A 20,719-nucleotide genomic window follows, 5' to 3' on the forward strand; every position below is an offset into this window, starting at 1 on the left:
ATTTTCCATTTTATCCTTTAACGTTGTTTTCTGATTTCATTTCACTTTTGCCTATGGACAACATATTGGCGAAGAGCTTGTAGGCTCCAGAGACACCTGCGGGAAGTTCCCTGAAAAAGCTCAAACCCGTGTAAATATAGTGTCCTTTTCCATAAGGGGCTATAAGAAGACTTCCCTCTTTGGGAGATTCGCCCTTATCGTTCATGGAAAGAATAGGGGTAAACTCAGAACCCCATTGATTTGGAAAGTATAAACCTCGTTCTTGGACCCAATTGTCAAAATCCGTTTCTGTAATGTCATTTGGGAAGTTGACCAGCGAATGGTCTTTGGCAAGAATACGTACCGGAGCATCCTCATTGGTAACTCTGTCCCTAGATACTGAAAGCTGAAAAGGGGCAATATCTTCAAATTGTTTGCGCCATCTGTTGGCCGTATTGTATTGGACGATTAGATTTCCGCCATTTTCTACATATTCAAACAAAAAGGGCTGTTTAAATTTTAGTGTCTCCACTACGTTGTAGGCTCTTATTCCTACTACAACGGCGTCATATTTTTCCAAGGATCCACTTTGGATATCATTTGGGTCAATCAAATGAACTTGATACCCTATCTGTTCCAAACTTTCGGGCACTTTATCTCCCGCACCCATAATATAACCAATATGCTCTCCGGTTTTGGAGATATTCATCCGAACCACTTTCGCTTCAGAGGGTAGTAAAACCGATTGTTTTGGGATATGGTCATAGGCGATTTCAACCAATTCCTTGTCAAATTCCTCACCATTAATTCTTGCAACTGGAGCAAGTTTACCTTTACTATCCCCGCTTGGAGGAACTACTTTAAAAGTCAAAATTTGTTCTTGACCTACTTTATCTATGGAAAAGTCTTTAGTTCTAGGCGAAACCACCCAACCTTCAGGATGATTCAATTGAACTTCCCCTGAAATATTGTCTTTTCCAGCTCTTACTTTCACTGTAACATCCCTAGGTTCGATTGTAGGGAAAATGAGAACTTTTTCATCAATCTTTGTTGTTACTTCCGGCAAAACCACAAACGGCTCGTATAGTTCGCCTCTGTCCGGCTTAGAAAATCGATATACCACAGATTTTCTAAAGGGAATGCTGTAACCATCCAACGAAAGAATAAAGTCTACTTCAAAAGCACTTGGAGTTTCTGCTTTTCCAATCATATTTTGATTGTCCACCTCATACATTCCCAAGCTCCATGGTTTATTTAACCAGTATGGACCCGAGATTTCCTGATTGTCCGAAATTGAAAAATCCAAAGAAAGACTTTCTTTCGAGTTATTGGATAAACTGATATTTGGAGACAATCTGGAATTGGACCCTATGAGTCGTATTTCGTCCAAGTTGAAAGCAACATCACTTCGATTCAATATTTCAAAATTTAGCTTTACAGAATTGTTGGGTGTAGTGGAAGAATTGGTAGCGCTGGCTTCTAAATAAAGACCAGAACAGGCCAAAATCAAATCCTTGAGCTCCACTAATTTCAAAGTTTTCCAGTGTTCATTGCCTACTTCTTGAAGCAATTTGTAGGCTTCGATTAATTGGGGTACATGCACTGCTGGATTGGTGAAATCAAAATTGTTTTCAATTCCATATAAAATGTCACCAATAGCTTTGCCACCTTCAATTCTAGACCATGTGGTATTTATGCCCTCAAAAAGATTATTGGTTTTGGGCATATCACCTTTTAGAAGCTCAACATATTCGTCTTGGGAACCACGAGTGGAGAGTCTTCCAAAACCCTGACATAAATGTTGGCTGCTGGCAACTGCGGCAATTTCATTATTGGATAGCCCCAATTCTGGATAAAAAACACCGGTATCCAGTTTTAATAGATTGGATTTATCTGCTTTTTCAAAGTTTTCCCTACCTCCATAAAACCACCAAGAGGTATTGAAAAATATCCTTTTAGGTTGCCATACCTCAGTAATTCCCAATTGCTCAGGGTAGATTTTTGGGTTATTGACCAAATCAAATGCTTCAACACTAAGCATGGCTGATGTAGTATGGTGACCATGTGTTGTTCCAGAAGTTCTATGATCAAATCGATTGATGATGACATCAGGTTTCAGATTACGAATGGCCCAAACTACGTCTCCCAATACCTTTTCTTTGTCCCATATAGTCAAAGTTTCGTCCGGGTGTTTTGAAAACCCAAAATCATTGGCGCGTGAAAACCACTGTTCACCACCATCGACACCTCTTGCTGCAAGTAATTCTTGAGTTCGCAAGACTCCTAACAACTCTCTAAGTTCAGGTCCAATTAGATTTTGTCCACCATCTCCTCTGGTAAGCGAGAGATAAACGGTTCTTGCTTTCTCATGGTTGGACAAATAGGAAATCAACCTTGTATTTTCATCATCCGGATGTGCTGCCACATAAAGCGCGGTTCCTAAAAAGTTCAGCTTTTTTAAGTTATGATGAATCTCGGTCGATGATAGTTTGGATGGCTTTTGCGCAAAAGAAAAGGGTACAAAAAGCAGTAAAGTCAGGAATCTGACCCAAAAATTTCGCATGTTAGCGGTTTTAGTGGTTGGCCAAATATAGAAAGATTCAATCCAGACCAAACAAAATTTAGAACATCTTTAACAAGGTGCAATTAGGACATTCTCGGTTTGAAAAACAAAGGATTACAGCCCTAGACTATCCCTTAAAACCAAATCATCATTACCATTTTGTCCCCAATATGGTGTTTTTAAAGATTTTAGACGTGTTGCTTTGGTTTGAAGCGTTTTGGCATTTGGTCCGTATCCGCTTTTAAATTCTTCGCTCCAACTTTCTACACTATATGGAAAAGCTGAGGAGAAGGTGATGGAAAGGGTTCTTTCCAATTCTGGATAAGAAATTGTATAAACCCTGTTATTTCCTCGGGAATTCAGGGAAGCTGTGGCGTCATAAGCTTTAAACTCCTTATGTCTTAAGCGAATGTACTCTAAAGAGGGAACCATTTTAAAATCACCAATGGGTAAATCATCGGGAGCAATTCGAATTTTGGTCCAAATTTCATTTTCAAGAACACTTTTATCGATACTCAGGTTTTCGTCAGCCTCGCTTTCAAAATAGGAGTGTGAAGTAAACTCGAACTTATCTCTATTGTTGATTTGGGAGTAGACATGTCCACACCACTCTTGCACTGAAAGGCTGGTTTTTATGGCATGTTGGTTATCATAAACAGGATAAAACGTACTTGACATTATAGAGTAGGGGTAGATACCAGTTAAATATTTTTTAGTGGCATTTAATTTTAGCACCTGAACGTTGCCTGGATTGCTTCGGTCTGCTTTTACTTGTTTTTCGGGTAGAAAAGGCTCGGTTACATAAATCAAAACAGATTTTCCAGTTCGTATTTGGCCATATCTTGCTTGTTCTAGTTCATAGGAGGTAATTTCTGCATTACCTGCATACCAATATTCTTTGAACTCGTTCGAAAGTGGTTTTTTAGGTAGTTCGGTTACGGAACTTTTAACTTCTTTTTCATTGTTCAAAGCAAGTTCCTTATCATTTGTTTTTGTTGACGTGTTGCAGCCAACTAAAAAAAGAAAAAGTATAAAGACGGGAACAATTTGAAATTTGGTGGTGGCAAGCTTTTTCATAACGCAAAGGGTTTTCACAAAACTACGCAACCGTTGTCAAGAAACCATACTCATTAACGTTTTGTAAACGAGATGTGTAGGCAGGCCAACCACATTGGTATAGGAGCCTTTGATTTCAATAATACCCACTAAACCCAACCAATCCTGTATACCATAGGCGCCGGCTTTATCAAATGGTTTACAGCTATCGATGTAATATTGGATTTCATCAACGGTGAAATCTGCAAATTTCACCTTTGTGGAAGCAGAAACTGTTTTTTGCTCATTTCTGGTAGTGATACAAACTGAAGTAATAACTTCGTGCCAATCTCCTGATAAGGTTTGCAGCATTTTAAAAGCTTCTTTTGCATCTGAGGCCTTGGCTAAGGATTGGTTCTTATTCCATACGACGGTGTCTGCAGTTATCAGGATATCGTGTTCTTCCAGTTCAGGTTTGAATGGAAATGCTTTAAGTTCTGCAAGATATCGAGATATTTCCTCTCCTTTTAAATATTCTGGATAGATTTCTTCCACTTCCTTTTTCCGTACTTCGAAATACAATCCAAGTTGTTCCAAAAATAGTTTACGTCTTGGGGAACCAGAACCCAAGATAATATGGAATCCTTTAAGTTTTTGGGCCAGTGGATTTAGATTAGTCATTCTTGGCACTAAAGTTATCGTTCCAGTCTCCACGTACTTTCAAAACTTGTTCAATAATGTCTCGAACACAGCCTTCTCCACCATTTTTATGAGAAACATAGTCGGAAATTGCTTTTACTTCGGCAACGGCATTTTGAGGTGCAGCTGCCAGGCCCACCATGCGCATTGGTGGAATGTCAGGGAGGTCGTCTCCCATGTACACAACATTTTTGGACTCAATATCATAAATGTCTAAATACTCTTCTAGAGGCTCCTGTTTATGGTGGGCGCCCAAATAAATATCAGTAACACCCAACCCTCTGAGTCGTTCTTTAACCCCTTGATTGGTTCCTCCGGTAATGATGCAAACGTTATATCCTTTCTGCAAGGCCGTTTTTAGGGCATATCCGTCCTTTACGTTCATTTTTCGCAACATTTCTCCTTTGGAGGTCACTAAAATGGAGCCATCGGTAAATACGCCATCCACATCAAAAACAAAAGTGGTAATGTCGTTCAAAAGTTCTTTATAGTTCTTTTTCATAGGTCTTTATAATTGCTTCACTGAGCAATGTGTATAGTTTTTTATGTTCGTTATCAGATAAAAGCTCCAAGTGCTTTTCCATGCTTTCTGTATCGTTCCTACGTGCTGGACCAGTTTGTGCTTCAAAAGGGGAAAGGATTTCTAATTTCTCAACGGTTTCCAAAAGTAAGGGTTTTAAAAGCTCAAATGATAGACCTCCCCTCTGGCAAAGCGCTTCGCTAATATGAAAGATGTGGTTTGAAAAATTGTTGGCAAAGACAGCAGCCAAATGGAGTTTTTTGCGCTGCTCAGAATCAACTTTGTATACTTTTTTAGAAATATGACCTGCAAGTTGTTGAAGGGTATTTAGTCCATCCTCATTAGAAGCTTCCACACAAATTGGAATGTTTGAAAAGTCCAAAATTCTTCCTTTGGTGAAAGTTTGGAGTGGATAAAAAACACCTTTTTTTTCGCATAATATATGGTCCATAGAAGTGGCTCCGGAGGTATGGACTACAATACCTCGTTTATTAGAAAGCTTTTTGGAAACGGCTTCTATGGCATTATCCGAAACGGCAATAATGTAGATGTCGGCTTCCACAACATCTTTAAAGTTCAATGAAGGTTTGGCTTTGCCTTTATGTTGTTCTAGGGCGTACTTGTTTCTTCCTACAATTTGAAGCAGTTCAACCTGATTTGAAGCATATAATGCGTGAATCAAGTTTTCCGCAACATTTCCTGTACCAATAAGCACTACATTGAGCATGGTCAAAACTACAAATTTGGTGTAAATCACTTTTTAAAAAGAATTAACAAAACTGTTTAACTTTTTAAACGAACACCATTCACTTAAAAATCTAAAAAGGTGGTAATTTTGCAAGCCAAATACAGCTTCGTATACATGGTCGATATTTTAAAGAAGACACTTTTCTCCACAAAGCTAATGGCCGTTTTGTTTTTGGTTTTTGCTACAGCCATGGCCATCGGAACTTTTATTGAAAGTTCATACAGCACCGAAACAGCACGAATTTACATTTACAATGCTACTTGGTTTGAAGCCATTATGGTATTTTTTGTCATCAACTTTATGGGTAATATCTTTAGATACAGGTTGCTTTCCTGGAAGAAATGGCCCGTGCTTGTTCTCCATCTTTCATGGATTTTGATAATTCTTGGTGCATTTGTAACCCGATACGTTAGTTATGAAGGGATGATGCCCATTCGTGAGGGTGAAACCGAAAGTAGATTTTATTCGGACAAGACCTATTTGACCGCCTATGTGGATGGGGAGATTAACGGTGAAACGAAGCGTAGAATATTGGAAGACGATATTCTTGTTACGGCAGAAGGAATGCGTTCCAGCCTTCCTTGGCGTTCTGATTTCAATGGACAGGATTTCTCCGTAACCTATGTAGATTTTATTGATGGAGCCAAAGAAGGACTTGTTCCTGATGAAAATGGAAAGTCGTATTTAAAAATAGTGGAGGCAGGTGACGGGCAGCGTCATGAGCATTATTTGGAAGATGGTCAGATAGCCAGCATCCATAATGTTCTTTTTTCACTTAACAACGAAACTCCAGGGGCTATAAACATTTTTGCGGAAGAAGGCGATTTTAAGATTAAAACGCCATTTGGTGGTGGGTTCATGCGTATGGCAGACCAGTTTCAAGGCAATGTAGTCCAAGATAGTCTTCAAACCTTGCAATTGAGATCGTTGTATACTTTAGCAGGAATGCAATTTGTGATTCCGGAGCCATTGGTGAAAGGAAATTATGGAGTTGTGAAGGTACCAGAGGAAGAAGTAACTGAGGCTACCCAAGACGCACTTGTGGTTAATATCTCTGCCAATGACGAGACCAAACAAATAAAACTTCTAGGAGGTAAAGGAACCTCTAATTTTTCAAATAAAATCAATGTAGGAGGGCTTGGGTTTTCATTGAGCTATGGGTCTAAAATCCACGAATTACCGTTTGCTATCCAATTGAATGACTTTATTGCAGAAAAGTACCCAGGAACCGAAACTGGTTATGCTTCCTTTATGAGTAAAATTACGGTTGAGGATGAACGTAACTTTGATTACGATATCTTTATGAATCATGTCTTGGATCATGAAGGGTATAGATTCTTCCAATCTAGTTTTCACCCTGATGAAAAGGGAACCGTACTATCTGTAAATCATGACTTTTTGGGTACTTGGATTACCTATATTGGATATTTCTTATTGTACTTAGGTTTAATGGGAATCATGCTTTTTGGAAAAACACGATTTAGAGAGCTAGCAACATCGTTGAAAAAACTACAAAAGAAGAAAGCAGCCTTAACGGTATTTGCCTTTTTCATTTGCTCACTTTCTTTTGCTCAGCAAACTTCTCAAAATCATATCACCGCGCCGACTAGGGCCCAAATAGACTCTGTTATTAAGGCGACCACGGTTTCCAAGGAGCATGCCGAAAAATTTGGAGCTTTAGTGGTACAAGACGAGGGGGGACGTATGAAGCCTCTACATACATTCACCTCAGAACTTCTTAGAAAGTTAAGCGGAAAGGATGAGTTTCGAGGGCTTGATTCAGATCAAGTATTTTTATCCATGATGCTCAACCGCGTTGCTTGGTACCATACCGAATTTATTGTTACCAACTTAGGTTCTAAACAAAATGATAGTATTCGAGAGATACTAAAGGTAAAGAAAGGGGAGAAGTATGTTAAAGCCACGGATTTATTTGACGCAACGGGGATGTATCGCCTAAAGCCCTACTTAGAGGAGGCCACATCTACCACAAACCCCAATAAGTTTCAGAGAGACTTTATTAAGCTACATGAGCGTTTTAGTTTACTGGAAATGGCTTTGAGCGGTCAAATCCTTAAAGTATTTCCATTGTTGAACGATGAGAACAATAAATGGATATCTGCAATTGAATTTCGAGGAGGGCAGTACCAAGTGCAAGATTCGCTATATGCCAATTTTATGGTCAACGCACTTCCATATTATTTGAATACGCTTCAAAATTCAATTAACACGGGAGATTATGCCCAATCGGACAAGCTTTTGGAGGCCTTTAAGCAGAATCAAAGGAACCATGGGTCCGAAGTACTTCCTTCCAATGAAAAAATAAAAGCTGAGATAATTTATAACAAGCTGGATATTTTTAACCGCCTTTACAAATACTACATGGTGCTTGGGGCCTTGTTGTTTTTTGTATTGATATTTAGAATTTTCAAGGAAAGGGAAATCTGGAAAGCCGCAACTTATTTTTTCAAGGGCATCATTGTCATCTTTTTTATTTGGCATACGATTGGATTAATAATGCGATGGTACATATCAGGTCATGCTCCATGGAGTGATGCATACGAGAGTATTCTCTATGTGAGTTGGGCAACTTTAGGTTTAGGGCTACTTTTTATTCGGAAAAGTGACCTCACTTTGGCGGCGAGTACTTTTGTAGCTTCCATGCTCCTTTTTATTGCCCATCAAAGTTGGGTAGACCCTTCAATTGGAAATCTTGTGCCCGTTTTGGACAGTTATTGGTTGATGATTCATGTTGCCGTAATCGTAGGGAGTTATGGTCCTTTGACTGTTGGAATGATTCTAGGTGTAACGGCTTTGCTCTTGATGATTTTGACTACCAAAAAGAACAAAAAACGAATGGAAATCAACTTGAAAGAGTTGACTATTATCAATGAACTGGCTTTAACCATTGGATTGGTCATGTTGACCATTGGAAACTTTTTAGGAGGACAGTGGGCCAATGAAAGTTGGGGGCGTTATTGGGGTTGGAATCCAAAAGAAACCTGGGCTTTGATTTCGATAATGGTTTATGCATTTGTTCTTCACATGCGCTTTGTTCCAGCACTAAGGGGAAGATGGTTCTATAATTTTATGAGTGTTGCTGCTTATGGTTCAATCATGATGACTTATTTCGGAGTCAACTTTTATTTGGTTGGGTTGCATAGTTATGCCCAATCTGGTTCTGCCGCGATAACCCCAGACTACGTAAAGTATATCGTATTAGGGATATTAATTCTCGGTGCAATTAGTTATTGGCGATACCGTGTGAACTATGTTCAACCTCCGGCAGAGAAAAAACTAAAAGGTGCGCCTCTGGGCCAGGAATAAATGTCTTTGATAGTTAACAAATACAATAGTTCAGTCATCTTCAAGCAGTAATTTCATTAATTCTTCGGCAGCTACTTTACCTTTTTCCTTTAGGAAATCACGTGGTGTGTTATCTCCAAGTTCAAAAACTATGGCAGGCATATCGTGCTCCACAAAGAAATAGGTTCGTGATACCATTGTTGGACTTAGTTTGTCAGAGGGTTTAACATTGGATTCCTTTTGAGGTAATCTATCTTCGATATTTTTTATCCAGTCAAAAACAATTTTGCCTTTTTGTCCGGTAACTGTTGTGTCTATCGGGTAATAAATATCATCCCAGGTAGAATGAAAGTCAACACCAAAAGCATATTGATAGCCTTCTGAGCTTTTCTGCTTTAAAAATTTTCGTATGCTCTGGGTTTCAGGCTGATTAAAGTTTTGCCAGTCCCTATTCAAATCAATACCTCCCATATTATGTCGCCAATGTCCGTTATCCACGCCATCTGGATTCATTGTAGGTACTGCAAAAACGGTGAATTCTTCTCTAAACTCTCTGGCCTGTTCCGAATCCCCTGATATTGTTTCAGTAAAAGATTTCATAGCTAGGAAGCCAGTCACTTCCGGTGGATGTTGTCTCGATATCACCATCACAGCTTTCTTTTGAGTGGATTCACCTCCAATTTCCATTAGATGTATAGGGCGTTTTTCATGACTTTTTCCAATCTCATAAGATTTTACGTAAGAATTTACCGAAAGTGAATCCATCCAGACTTTTACACGTTTTGAAGAATAAAGCTCTTGTGCAGAAATCCACAATGGATTTTCGTCCACTTCAACAGTAAGTTCGGCAAATTCTGGTGCAGCTTTAATACCGAAGTTTCCTTCTCCTGGTTGTATTGCTTTAAAACGGGTACTGTCAATAGGTTTAAAATGGATACCATCCCTACTTAGTTTGGGATAATACCGACTTCTTGAATCTTGGTAGCTCAGTTTTATGGTGATTTCCTTGGGTTCTTTGGACCACACTTTAAAAGCATACCAGGGACTTACATTTATGGGTGTGTTTTCAGCTGTAATCCAAATAGTGAAATGGTTATTTCCATCGGATGCGACCCCATTCAATCTGGCACTATCAAAATCATTGCTAAAGAAGACCGATTCATCCTCAAATGACCATATTCCTTTCCATTGACGCTGTACGGGTTTGTCCACTGTTGGAACTATAGGACTGAGAGCTTGGCCTTGGTACCCTTGAGAAGCTGACGAAGAAGTGTCTTGCTGTGCTACGGAAATAGAGTTTTTACAAGACGTAAAAAGGATAATTAGGGTCGCTAGGAAATACGCATAAATTCTCATGATGCTTGGAAGAGTTAGTTGGTAGTTGAAAATATTTTATTGGGGAATTTACAGTAAAATTGAAAAAAAATACCATCTTTGCACCATCATGAAGTTATAAGAATTATGTCAGCTATAGATGTCATAGCCCTCCCGGGCAACTGCTAATCGGTATTTAACTGAGCTGACTCGCTGTTTACTTTTCTACAACATAATTCTTTATCAATAATGACGAATTCCAATACAAATTCATTTAAAAAATTTTTTAGCTATTTCTGGATTGCAGTAACGGGCAAGGAAAACAATTTCACATCCGGAAGTATCCGAAAGGCCATTTTCATGCTTTCCATACCCATGATTTTGGAGATGCTGATGGAATCCATTTTTGCTCTTGTGGATATTGCCTATGTGTCCCAAGTAAGTGTAAATGCTGTTGCTACCATTGGCCTAACGGAATCTGTAATAACCTTGATTTATGCCCTTGCGATTGGGTTAAGCATGGCCGCAACTGCCGTGGTTGCCCGAAGAATAGGGGAGGAAGATGTAAGAGGTGCCAGAATTGCAGCTGTACAAGCTATTATATTGGGAGTTTTGGTAGCAGTCCTATTAGGTTTAGTAGGTATTTTTTATTCCAAGGAGATTTTGGGTCTTATGGGAGCTGAACCAGATTTGATTGCCGAAGGGTATGGATATACTAAGTTTCTGTTGGGTGGAAACATCACTATAATGCTATTATTCTTGATTAATGCCATTTTCCGTGGTGCCGGTGATGCCTCTATTGCCATGTGGGCCTTGGTTCTTTCCAATGGATTGAACATTATTTTGGACCCTATCTTTATTTTTGGTTGGGGGCCTGTTCCAGAATATGGGGTAATGGGTGCTGCAATTGCTACCAATATTGGACGGGGAACCGCGGTACTTTTCCAAATTGGTATTTTGTTTTTTGGATGGAGTAGAATCAAGCTTGTACTAAAAGACATTGCAGTTAACCTTAAAGTGATGGTAAACCTAATTAAGGTATCCTTGGGGGGCATAGCCCAGTTTTTGATTGGCACATCCAGTTGGGTATTTCTTATGAGAATCATGTCCGAATTTGGCAGTGAGGTACTCGCAGGCTATACCATTGCCATCCGCGTAATTATGTTCACCCTAATGCCTTCATGGGGCATGAGTAACGCTGCTGCGACGTTGGTGGGACAGAATTTGGGAGCCAAGAAGCCTGATAGAGCCGAAAAGTCCGTATGGATTACAGGCAAGTACAATGCCTACTTCATGGCTTTGATATCTATAGTATACTTTTTCGGAGCTGAGTACATTATATCGCTTTTCAATTCTGAACCTAATGTTGTCAATAGTGGTGCATTGTGTTTGCAGGTTATTGCTGTGGGATATGTCTTTTATGCCTATGGAATGGTAGTAGCCAATGCATTTAACGGAGCAGGAGACACCAAAACTCCTACCAAAATCAATCTGATTGCATTTTGGGCATATCAACTGCCCTTTGCGTATTTAGCCGCTTTAAGTTTTGGCTGGGAAGCTAAGGGTGTTTTTGTGGCCATTACATCTGCTGAGATTTTGTTGGCCATCATTGCCATAGTTTGGTTCAAAAAGGGCAGGTGGAAGGAAGTTCAAGTATAGTTGGTTTCGTATATTTAATCAAATTTTTGATGCAATGACGAAATCACCTAAAGGAACAAATACCGTATGTACCCATGTTGGCACTCTGGAAGATAAGGAGTATAAAGGGGCTGCATCACCATTGTATATGAGTTCATCCTATGCCTTTGAAGATGTAGATGTAAAAAGGTATCCAAGATATTTTAATACACCCAATCAAGAAGCACTTAGCATAAAAATGGCTGCTTTGGAACATACCGAAGCAGCCATGATTTTTGGCAGTGGCATGGCGGCTATAAGCACTGCTTTGATGGCATTTTTGCAAGCCGGTGACCATATTGTGTTTCAACAGACTTTATACGGAGGAACGTATAATTTTGCTGTAACCCAGCTTGAAAAATATGGTATAAGCTATTCATTTACTGATGGATGGGAAGTATCCGATTTTGAAGCTGTTGTTAAACCCAATACGAAGTTAATTTATGTTGAAACCCCATCTAATCCTTTGTTGACCATTACGGATTTAAGGGGAGTGGCCGAATTGGCATCCAAACACGGTATTCTCACTATGATTGACAATACTTTTGCGAGTCCAATCAATCAAACTCCAGCAGATTTCGGCATTGATATCATATTGCACAGTGCTACAAAATATATGGGAGGTCATTCGGATATTTGCGCAGGCGTTGTTGCATGCTCCCAAGAGAATATGGACAAAGTGTTTCAAACGGCCATATGTTTTGGTGGTAGTTTAAGTGACTATACGGTATGGCTCCTGGAACGTAGTGTAAAAACTATGGGGCTTCGTGTAAAGGCTCAAAACGAGAATGCTATGAAAATGGCTACGTACTTGCAAAGCAACCAAAATGTGGAAAATGTCTATTATCCAGGCCTCGAATCTCATTCAGGTTATGATTTGGCCAAATCCCAGATGAAGGGTTTCGGCGGTATGCTTTCCTTTGAATTAAACCCTGAAATAGATGTTTCCCTCTTTTTTAAAAGTTTGGAACTTATTAAACCATCGATGAGTTTGGCTGGGGTTGAAAGCACTATGATTTCCCCTACCAAAACATCACATGCATTGATGAGTCCTGAAGACCGCCAAAAACAAGGAATCAAAGATTCTTTAATACGTTTTTCGTTAGGTATTGAGGAAATAGAAGACTTAGTTCGTGATATAGAACAAGCGATTTCCAAAACGAAATCCATGACCATACCTGTATAACCACACATTGATGAAATTAGATATTTTAGTATTTGGTGCCCATCCCGATGACGCTGAGTTGGGTGCTGGAGGAACTATAGCGAAGGAAGTATCCCGAGGAAAAAGAGTAGGTATAGTAGATTTGACCCGGGGTGAACTTGGAACCCGAGGTTCCGCTGAAATTCGAGATAAGGAATCGGTCAAGGCTGCTGAGATTTTGGACGTTATGGTTCGAGAAAATATGGAGTTTGCTGATGGGTTCTTTGTGAACGATAAAGCACATCAGCTCGAAATTGTGAAAATGGTGCGTAAGTATCGACCAGATATTGTACTGTGCAACGCGGTGGATGACCGCCACATTGATCATGGCAAGGGAAGCAAATTGGTAAGCGATGCTTGTTTTTTAAGTGGTTTGACCAAAATAGATACTAAAATGGATGGAGAAGAAGAGTGGCAGGAAGCTTGGAGACCAAAAGTAGTGTATCATTACATTCAATGGAAGAACTTAACTCCTGATTTTGCAGTAGATGTTACTGGGTTTATTGATAAAAAGACAGAAGCAATTTTAGCCTATAGCTCACAGTTTTTTGACCCGAATAGTGACGAACCTGAAACACCAATTAGCAGTAAAAATTTTATTGATAGCGTAAACTATCGTGCTAGAGACCTAGGAAGATTGATAGGGGTGGAGTATGCTGAAGGGTTTACGGTGGAAAGATTTGTAGGAGTTGATAACCTCGACAACCTTATCTGATTAACTCGCCTGCTGATATCTTTTTTCAGCCTTAGGAACAGTAAAAGAAAATGTAGAGCCTTTTCGGAGTGTGCTTTCCACCCAAATTTGCCCCTTATTTTTATTGACCATCTCCTTACATAGAGTTAAACCTAAACCAGTACCTTTTTCGTTGTTGGTTCCATAGGTTGTTATATTGTTGGAGTCTGCGAAGATTTTTTTCTGGATTTCTTTGTTCATCCCAATACCAGTATCCTTAATCATTATGCGCCATACATCAGAATCTTCTTCAGCTTCAATGGTTATCAACCCGTCATCTGGTGTAAATTTAATAGCGTTGCTCATAAGATTTCGCACTACAATATCAATTTGATTGTAATCTGCCCAAACCAATATATTTTCTGGTAGACGGTTGATAATCTTAATTGATTTTCCTGCGGCTACTTCGGATAAAAGTTTAATGTTGCCCAACACCAGCTTTTCCAACTGAATTCTTTTAGGCTTAGTTACTACTCCATTTAATTGGGTCTGTCCCCAGGATAGCAAATTATTCAATGCGAAAGAAATGTTGTCAACATCGCTTCGCAACTTAGGGATAAAGGATAAAAATTCTGTTTTGCTGATTTCGCCATCAGAAAATAACTTTAGCATACCTTGAAGTGCGCCAATTGGGCCCCTAAGGTCATGCCCGATAATTGAGAACAACTTGGTTTTGGTCTTGTTGATTTCAGTTAGCTCGTTTTCTCGTCTGCTAACTTCAATAGATTTAAACTTTAGTTCTTTGTTCAGTTTTTTCTGGACCTTTTCACTACGACGAATCAATAATAAAACAGTCAAAAGAATCAATACCATCAATACGGAAAAATAGATGTAGTTTCTTTGTTTGGCCAGTGCTGTTTTATTTGTGGAAATCAGTTCCTGCTTTTCTTGCTGGTACTGTAATTTGGTTTCCAATAAGGCCAAGCTTTGTTTGTTCTTGTCCTTGGAAAGAGAGTCTGATAGTCTCTTGAAGGCTTCTAAATATCCTAATGCAACATCGCTTTCGCCTCGTTTTTTATGGATTTTATATAAGGTCTCTGAACAGTCAATTTGTCCCTGTAAGGATTTAATTTTTTTAGAAAGAGCATATCCTTCATTTACCGTGGAAAGAGATAAACTGTCCCTATCAAGACCTAGATAGACTTGGGCCATACCATTGAGCAAATTGATTTTCTCCCTATCATCTTGAAGCTTTTTTTGGTGTAGCATATTGCTTTGGTCATACCAATGTAATGCCCATTGGTACTTTTTTTGCTCCAAGTAGATACTTCCTTTTACTTCATATGCATATGCCAGCCAATCGTAAATCTTCTCTTTTTCAAAAGTTATTATGCTCTTGTTGATGTTGAACATGGCCAACTCATAGTTTTTTGCCTCTTTGTATAGTGAGGCCATATTGCTTTGAGTTTCAGCATGGAATATATCATCTTTAAGTTCTTCATTTATGGCCTGAATCCGGTCATAAAAAGTCAGGGCATTTTTAAAATCCTTTTGCCGCACATATAAATTGGCAATGTTTTCATTGAGTATGGAAAGCATCCATTTGTTGTCTGTTTGCTGAGCAACATCCAATCCCTTAAGATATAGGTTGAGCGCTTTGGCGTAATCGCCTATATAGGCGTAATCCTGCCCCATATCATTTATAATATCGAGCTCTGATTCAGTATCATTTATTTTTCTGGCAACCTCCAAAGCTTCCTCATAATTTCGAAGCGCTTTTTCATAATCTCCTTTGTCAGAATAAAACAATCCAATATTTTCCAGCGCCTTAATTTCTCCACCTTTGTATTGAATGGCCCTGCTCAGTTTTAATACTCGTTTTGAAATGGTGTAAAGACTATCCTGATTTATAAAGCGATAATACTTTGAATAGTTGGCCAATAAATCGAGATGTGTAGAATCTTTTGTGCTAAACTTATTGGTAGAAACGAGATGCTTAATTCTATAAGCAACACTGTCTCTTTTTCTTTTTTGAGCCTGCAATTTAAATGTGAAGAGGAGCAAAACCCCAAAAAGGCACATTTTTTTAAGGAAATTAGGTAGGTTGAGGATGTTCATATTAGTGATTTGGGACATGGGAAATACAATCTCTAACTGGCTAAAATTAGGCACAAAAAAGTTGGCTTAGAATTTTATGTTGTGAACATATAAAATATGTAGGTCTGTTAGATGAACGCATAGAATTCATCGACGTAAGACACAATAAACTGTAGACCATGTGGTTACCTTGAAAAACTAACCCTTCATAAGGTTTTGGTGTGAGATGAAAATCAGTTGCAATCCAATCTATAAATCTTTTGATAGAATTGAGAAAAAAATTTAACTTTGCATCCGCTTTTAAATGGTGGTTGTAGCTCAGTTGGTTAGAGCGCCTGATTGTGGTTCAGGAGGTCGTCGGTTCGAGACCGATCTTCCACCCATTAAAAAAGCCCCTTAAAAAGGGGCTTTTTTGTTTTTATAGAGTTTTCAATCTATTCAACTGGTTTGTCCACAATCACTCTATTTTCTCTATTGGCTACTTCCCATGCCGTGTGAAAAACTAATCGGGTTCTATTTTCAAGAAGGTCATAGTTTATTTTATCAGGCGTATCTCCTGGTTGGTGATAGTCTTCATGGGTACCGTTAAAGTAAAATATGATGGGAATATTGTTTTTGGCAAAATTGTAATGATCACTTCTATAATAAAACCGATTGGGGTCGTTCTCATCGTTGTATTTATAATCCAACTCAATCTGCATATATTTTTCATTAATCTCTTCTGATAGATCGTGAAGCTCTGTACTTAGTTTATCGGAACCAATGAGGTAGATATAGTTTCTATCGCCTTCACGATTTGGGTCAATCCTTCCAATCATATCAATATTCAAGTTGGCTACGGTGTTCTCCAAGGGTAAAATAGGGTCGTAATCTGTATAATATTTGGAACCTAGAAGTCCCTTTTCCTCTCCGGTTACATGAAGAAAAATTATAGAACGTTTTGGGCCATTACCTTCATCTTTGGCTTTTTTGAATGCTTCTGCAATCTCCAAAAGTGCTACGCTACCAGAACCATCATCGTCCGCCCCATTATTGATTTGCCCGTCCTCAGTAACGCCAATATGGTCTAGATGGGAAGAAATTACAACGTATTCATCAGGCTTTTCACTACCCTTTAAAAGTGCCACCACGTTTTCAGAATCTACTAAACCTGTGCTCACAATATCTAAATTGATATTTGTTTTTAAATACTTGGGTGTACTATCTGAGTTTATATCTGGGAAAAGACTTTTGGCAGCTTCTAAATTCAATACCATTAACAATGCGCTGTTGGCTTCATCAAGCAACGACATCCTGTGATTGGTACTGTTTTTAATAAATGAGTAATACTCTGAATAACGGGTATAGTTCTCAGAATCAAAGTAAAAAACCCCTTTGGCGCCTTTTTCCAATGCTAACTGAGATTTTTTACCAATGGCTTCAGACATATTGCTCCAAATCGATGGCTCAACGGTATCTGTTAATGTATAGGTCCCATCTTCATTTTTGGGTTCTCCAGATTTGATTAAGACTATTTTGTCCTTTACATCAACTTTGGAGTAATCAGAGTATATTTCTTCCTCAATACCATAACCCAGATAAACAACTTGGTCATAGTTTCCTTCCGCCGCGGCAAATGAAATAGCCGTTTGGCCAATAGTGAATTCCTTTCCGTTTATGGTGATACTTCCTGTTGGAACACTGGATTTTTGCAATGGAACTTTCTGAAAATAGTTCCCATCCGCTTTGGCTGCCGGAATCTCTAATGATTCATAATGGGATTTCAAATATTCCACCGCTTTTTTTTGCCCAGGCGTCCCGGTTTCCCTTCCTTCAAAATCGTCTGAGGCATAGGTGTACAAATGGTCTTTTAATTCTTTTTGGGTAATTGTTTGGGCATACACTATGGGATCCGCTGCTTTTTGCGAAGGCTTTTTTTGTGATAATGTTTTTTGGGAGGGGTTACAGGAGAAAATCAAAAAAAGAAATCCCCAGGAAACATTTTTCATACTTTTTCAATTCAAAATTTCCCAAAAGTAGTCAAAAGATTGTGAATCAGTTGATGAGCTTCAGATTTACTTTTCACTTGAATTCAAGGTAAATAGAGCTTTTGACAATGGTTGTAAGCAGGAATATTTCTAATTTCGATTTTAGATTCATTAAGTCTAAAAATATGGCGATACACACCTTTGAATGCATTGATGCACATACCTGCGGTAATCCTGTTCGTTTGGTAGTTAACGGGGGTCCTCAACTTGTAGGAAAGACAATGGAAGAAAAACGTCAGCATTTCATGAAGGAGTTCGATTGGATTAGAACTGGACTTATGTTTGAGCCGCGGGGCCATGACATGATGAGCGGAAGTATACTATACCCGCCGCATCAACCAGAAAATGACGTTGCCATTCTTTTTATTGAAACCAGTGGGTGCCTTCCCATGTGTGGTCACGGAACCATAGGCACTATTACCATTGCTCTTGAGGAAGGCTTGATTCAACCAAAGACCTCAGGTCTGGTTCGAATGGAGGCTCCTGCCGGTCTTGTAGAGATTAGATATCATAAACCAGATAAAAAGGTGGAGTGGGTTCAAATTACCAATGTGAAAAGTTATTTAGCGGCTAAGGGACTAAGGATTGATTCTTCATTTTTGGGAGAGTTGAAGTTTGATGTAGCCTACGGGGGTAATTTTTATGCCATTGTAGATCCTCAACAAAACTTCTCTGGGATTCAAGACTATTCTGCGAGCAACTTGATTCAGTTTTCTCAAGAACTACGCAAAAGAATCAATGAAAAATACACAGACACATTTGTTCATCCGGAGAATTCCAACATTAACAAAGTGTCACACATTTTATGGACAGGAACTCCTTTGCATAAGGGTTCATCTGGGCGTAATGCTGTTTTTTATGGAGATAAGGCCATTGATCGTTCGCCTTGTGGTACAGGTACCTCAGCACGTATGGCTCAACTCTATGCTAAAGGAGCATTACAAGTGGGTGACGAATACATTCATGAAAGTTATATTGGTTCTAAATTTGTGGGCAAAGTTGAGAAGGCTACTATATTGGCCAATAATAAAGCCATCGTTCCCAGTATAAAAGGGTGGGCCCAGGTATATGGTAGAAATACAATTACCATGGATACGGAAAACGACCCTTATGCAATGGGTTTTCAGGTGATTTGATGAATGCGAATGGATACAACTTGATATTTTTAAGTTATTTTTTCAATATGGCATCTCTTTTGATTTTTTTATTGACGGCATAAAACTAATTTTGCAGTATGGTAAAAAAGTACTCTCTTCTTTTTTTTACAGTATTGTTTTACAGTGGAATAGGATTTTCACAGGAAATTCAGATTTTCAAAGTAGAAGATTTTGATTTGCGTGGTAAGGTGAAATCATGCCTGGTCATTACTGATTATGGCAGGGAGCTTTTTGAGTTTGACAAAATGGGAAGATTAAATCGAACCATAACGCAATACAACGAATCTGATCAAGATATCACCCTATACAAATATGAAGGGAACAACTTGGTTGAAAAGAGAATGGAAAGCTATAAGGATGATGTTTTGGATGCGGCTACTTCCATGGTCAATTTTTACTCCCTTGATACGACCCAATCCCGAAAGGTTTTGGAAAAAATAATTTCATACGATAAGCAATTTCTGGAACAGCAGGAGTATCTATACGATGAACAGGATAGGTTGAAGAAAATAGTAATTTCAAATGCAGAAGGTGTGGATGAAACGACTATTGAGTATCAACAATATAAAAACGAAACCACACAAAGCGTTTTTCATAATGGTATACTGGAAAAGATGGAACGCGTATCCGAGAAAAAAGTAGGGAATACCAAACATAAAGTAGTACTTACCAAGGAATTTGTAGATGGAGAGCCAGATAAGGCGGTTGAGAAAACCTTTGATGCTTCTGGTAAACTTTTGAAAACAGAAACATTTAATTATGACGTTTCAAAGAAACAGTTCGTTTCTTTTGAAAAAGTGCGTTTAGCTTATGATGTACAAGGAATGCCTACAAAAGAAATTACCGAGGCACAAAATGCCAAATCAGTAAAAGAATTTATTTTTCAGTTTGATAGTAGCCCTGAGAAAAACTGGATAAAAAAAATAATCACTCCAAGTAATTCCTATAGTACAAGAAGGATTTCATATTATCCTGAAGAAAAAGCGCAGGAACAAGGTGAGAACCCTAATTAAGTCAGGGATTAATTAACTCTGTAATTATTTCGGATTTAATTTCATGACCTCCATTGAACGTGATTAATTCAAAATTTCCTTGAAACAAATTATCCAACTTTACTTTCTCCGTTTTCAATCTTTCTGGACTTAAGAATTCATCTTTATCTCCATAGATAGATTTGATATTTATTTTGAAGTAATCCAAGTATTCAAAATGGTCATGTTTTAATTCTTTCGGAATGCCCCCTGCATACAAGGCCAATGTATGGGGTTGAACTTGATTTCTGGCCATCCAACGTAGCGCAATGGAAACACCCTGGGAAAAACCAAAGACTATCAGCTTTGGGTGATTCAATATTTTTTCAGATTGGCAAACTTCTTCCAAATAGGACATGAGGTTTTCAGTTTCAACCAATGTGTTTTCCTTCGTCAATCAGCTTGCGCCCACATACTTGTATTCATTCTTTAAGTAATATTTGGATGGGGCTTGGGGGGCAACAACGTAATGCTCTTCGGGGTTTAAATTGACAAAATGCTTTAAAAAATAACGACTCAAATACCCTATGCCATGAAAAACCAACCAAACGTATTTTGTGTTTTCATTGAATTGATTAAGGGTAGTATATGTATTTTGGGTAGTGTAAGTGACATTCTTTTCTTCAATTGACATAACGGTTCAGGAATCTATTGCAAAAGCTTTCCGTAATTTTACAAAAAATTGAAAG

The 20,719-nt window shown here is 38.6% G+C and carries 16 protein-coding genes and 1 tRNA gene; 7 read left to right on the forward strand and 10 right to left on the reverse strand.

Annotated elements, in window-relative coordinates; translation table 11 throughout:
- Positions 1 to 10 precede the first annotated feature (10 nt).
- From ACOKFD_RS02035 to ACOKFD_RS02055, 5 genes are all read right to left on the reverse strand, one after another.
- A complete protein-coding gene (locus ACOKFD_RS02035; RefSeq protein ID WP_422859723.1) occupies positions 11 to 2,542 on the reverse strand; it encodes a PIG-L family deacetylase in 2,532 nt (843 codons plus the stop codon).
- A 114-nt stretch (positions 2,543 to 2,656) separates the two neighbouring features.
- Positions 2,657 to 3,619 carry a septum formation inhibitor Maf gene (locus ACOKFD_RS02040; RefSeq protein ID WP_422859724.1) on the reverse strand — a complete coding sequence of 321 codons (963 nt, stop codon included), beginning with the start codon at positions 3,617 to 3,619 and terminating at the stop codon, positions 2,657 to 2,659.
- A 36-nt stretch (positions 3,620 to 3,655) separates the two neighbouring features.
- Complete coding sequence (locus ACOKFD_RS02045; protein WP_422859725.1) at positions 3,656 to 4,258, reverse strand: Maf family nucleotide pyrophosphatase; 603 nt, start codon at positions 4,256 to 4,258, stop codon at positions 3,656 to 3,658.
- Positions 4,251 to 4,778 carry an HAD-IIIA family hydrolase gene (locus ACOKFD_RS02050; RefSeq protein ID WP_298998450.1) on the reverse strand — a complete coding sequence of 176 codons (528 nt, stop codon included), beginning with the start codon at positions 4,776 to 4,778 and terminating at the stop codon, positions 4,251 to 4,253. Before ACOKFD_RS02050 ends, ACOKFD_RS02045 begins: the two co-directional genes overlap by 8 nt.
- A complete protein-coding gene (locus tag ACOKFD_RS02055) occupies positions 4,762 to 5,553 on the reverse strand; it encodes a Rossmann-like and DUF2520 domain-containing protein (protein ID WP_422859726.1) in 792 nt (263 codons plus the stop codon). Before ACOKFD_RS02055 ends, ACOKFD_RS02050 begins: the two co-directional genes overlap by 17 nt.
- 105 nt (positions 5,554 to 5,658) lie before the next feature.
- Between ACOKFD_RS02055 and ccsA the strand changes: the two genes are divergently transcribed.
- A complete protein-coding gene (gene ccsA / locus ACOKFD_RS02060) occupies positions 5,659 to 8,871 on the forward strand; it encodes a cytochrome c biogenesis protein CcsA (RefSeq protein ID WP_422859727.1) in 3,213 nt (1,070 codons plus the stop codon).
- 30 nt (positions 8,872 to 8,901) lie between these two features.
- Here ccsA and ACOKFD_RS02065 read toward each other — a convergent pair whose 3' ends face one another.
- A complete protein-coding gene (locus ACOKFD_RS02065) occupies positions 8,902 to 10,206 on the reverse strand; it encodes a M14 family metallopeptidase (protein WP_422859728.1) in 1,305 nt (434 codons plus the stop codon).
- A 207-nt stretch (positions 10,207 to 10,413) separates the two neighbouring features.
- Here ACOKFD_RS02065 and ACOKFD_RS02070 point away from each other — a divergent pair, with 207 nt between their 5' ends.
- The 3 genes from ACOKFD_RS02070 to bshB1 are packed head-to-tail and all read left to right on the forward strand — an operon-like array spanning position 10,414 to position 13,760.
- Positions 10,414 to 11,823 (forward strand): MATE family efflux transporter, encoded by a 1,410-nt coding sequence (locus ACOKFD_RS02070; protein WP_422859729.1) that lies wholly within the window; start codon positions 10,414 to 10,416, stop codon positions 11,821 to 11,823.
- A 34-nt stretch (positions 11,824 to 11,857) separates the two neighbouring features.
- Complete coding sequence (locus tag ACOKFD_RS02075; protein ID WP_422859730.1) at positions 11,858 to 13,027, forward strand: trans-sulfuration enzyme family protein; 1,170 nt, start codon at positions 11,858 to 11,860, stop codon at positions 13,025 to 13,027.
- 10 nt (positions 13,028 to 13,037) lie between these two features.
- Complete coding sequence (gene bshB1, locus ACOKFD_RS02080; protein WP_422859731.1) at positions 13,038 to 13,760, forward strand: bacillithiol biosynthesis deacetylase BshB1; 723 nt, start codon at positions 13,038 to 13,040, stop codon at positions 13,758 to 13,760.
- On the opposite strand, the gene ACOKFD_RS02085 is transcribed toward bshB1, so the two are convergent.
- Complete coding sequence (locus tag ACOKFD_RS02085) at positions 13,761 to 15,836, reverse strand: tetratricopeptide repeat-containing sensor histidine kinase (RefSeq protein ID WP_422859732.1); 2,076 nt, start codon at positions 15,834 to 15,836, stop codon at positions 13,761 to 13,763.
- A 285-nt stretch (positions 15,837 to 16,121) separates the two neighbouring features.
- Here ACOKFD_RS02085 and ACOKFD_RS02090 point away from each other — a divergent pair.
- Positions 16,122 to 16,197, forward strand: a tRNA-His gene (locus ACOKFD_RS02090).
- A gap of 52 nt (positions 16,198 to 16,249) precedes the next feature.
- Here the strand turns inward: ACOKFD_RS02090 and ACOKFD_RS02095 are convergent.
- On the reverse strand, positions 16,250 to 17,803 hold the full coding sequence (locus ACOKFD_RS02095; protein WP_422859733.1) for a M28 family peptidase: 1,554 nt from the start codon (positions 17,801 to 17,803) through the stop codon (positions 16,250 to 16,252).
- A 164-nt stretch (positions 17,804 to 17,967) separates the two neighbouring features.
- Between ACOKFD_RS02095 and ACOKFD_RS02100 the strand changes: the two genes are divergently transcribed.
- The gene (locus tag ACOKFD_RS02100) at positions 17,968 to 18,978 is read left to right on the forward strand and encodes a 4-hydroxyproline epimerase (protein ID WP_422859734.1); all 1,011 of its coding nucleotides are present in this window, start codon (positions 17,968 to 17,970) and stop codon (positions 18,976 to 18,978) included.
- A gap of 98 nt (positions 18,979 to 19,076) precedes the next feature.
- A complete protein-coding gene (locus tag ACOKFD_RS02105; protein WP_422859735.1) occupies positions 19,077 to 20,012 on the forward strand; it encodes a hypothetical protein in 936 nt (311 codons plus the stop codon).
- Between the two features lies 1 nt (position 20,013).
- On the opposite strand, the gene ACOKFD_RS02110 is transcribed toward ACOKFD_RS02105, so the two are convergent.
- The gene (locus ACOKFD_RS02110) at positions 20,014 to 20,427 is read right to left on the reverse strand and encodes an alpha/beta hydrolase (RefSeq protein ID WP_422859736.1); all 414 of its coding nucleotides are present in this window, start codon (positions 20,425 to 20,427) and stop codon (positions 20,014 to 20,016) included.
- The gene (locus ACOKFD_RS02115; protein ID WP_422859737.1) at positions 20,428 to 20,664 is read right to left on the reverse strand and encodes a hypothetical protein; all 237 of its coding nucleotides are present in this window, start codon (positions 20,662 to 20,664) and stop codon (positions 20,428 to 20,430) included.
- Positions 20,665 to 20,719: the final 55 nt, after the last annotated feature.

It is taken from the genome of Flagellimonas ulvae, from assembly GCF_049333175.1.
Classification (GTDB): domain Bacteria; phylum Bacteroidota; class Bacteroidia; order Flavobacteriales; family Flavobacteriaceae; genus Flagellimonas.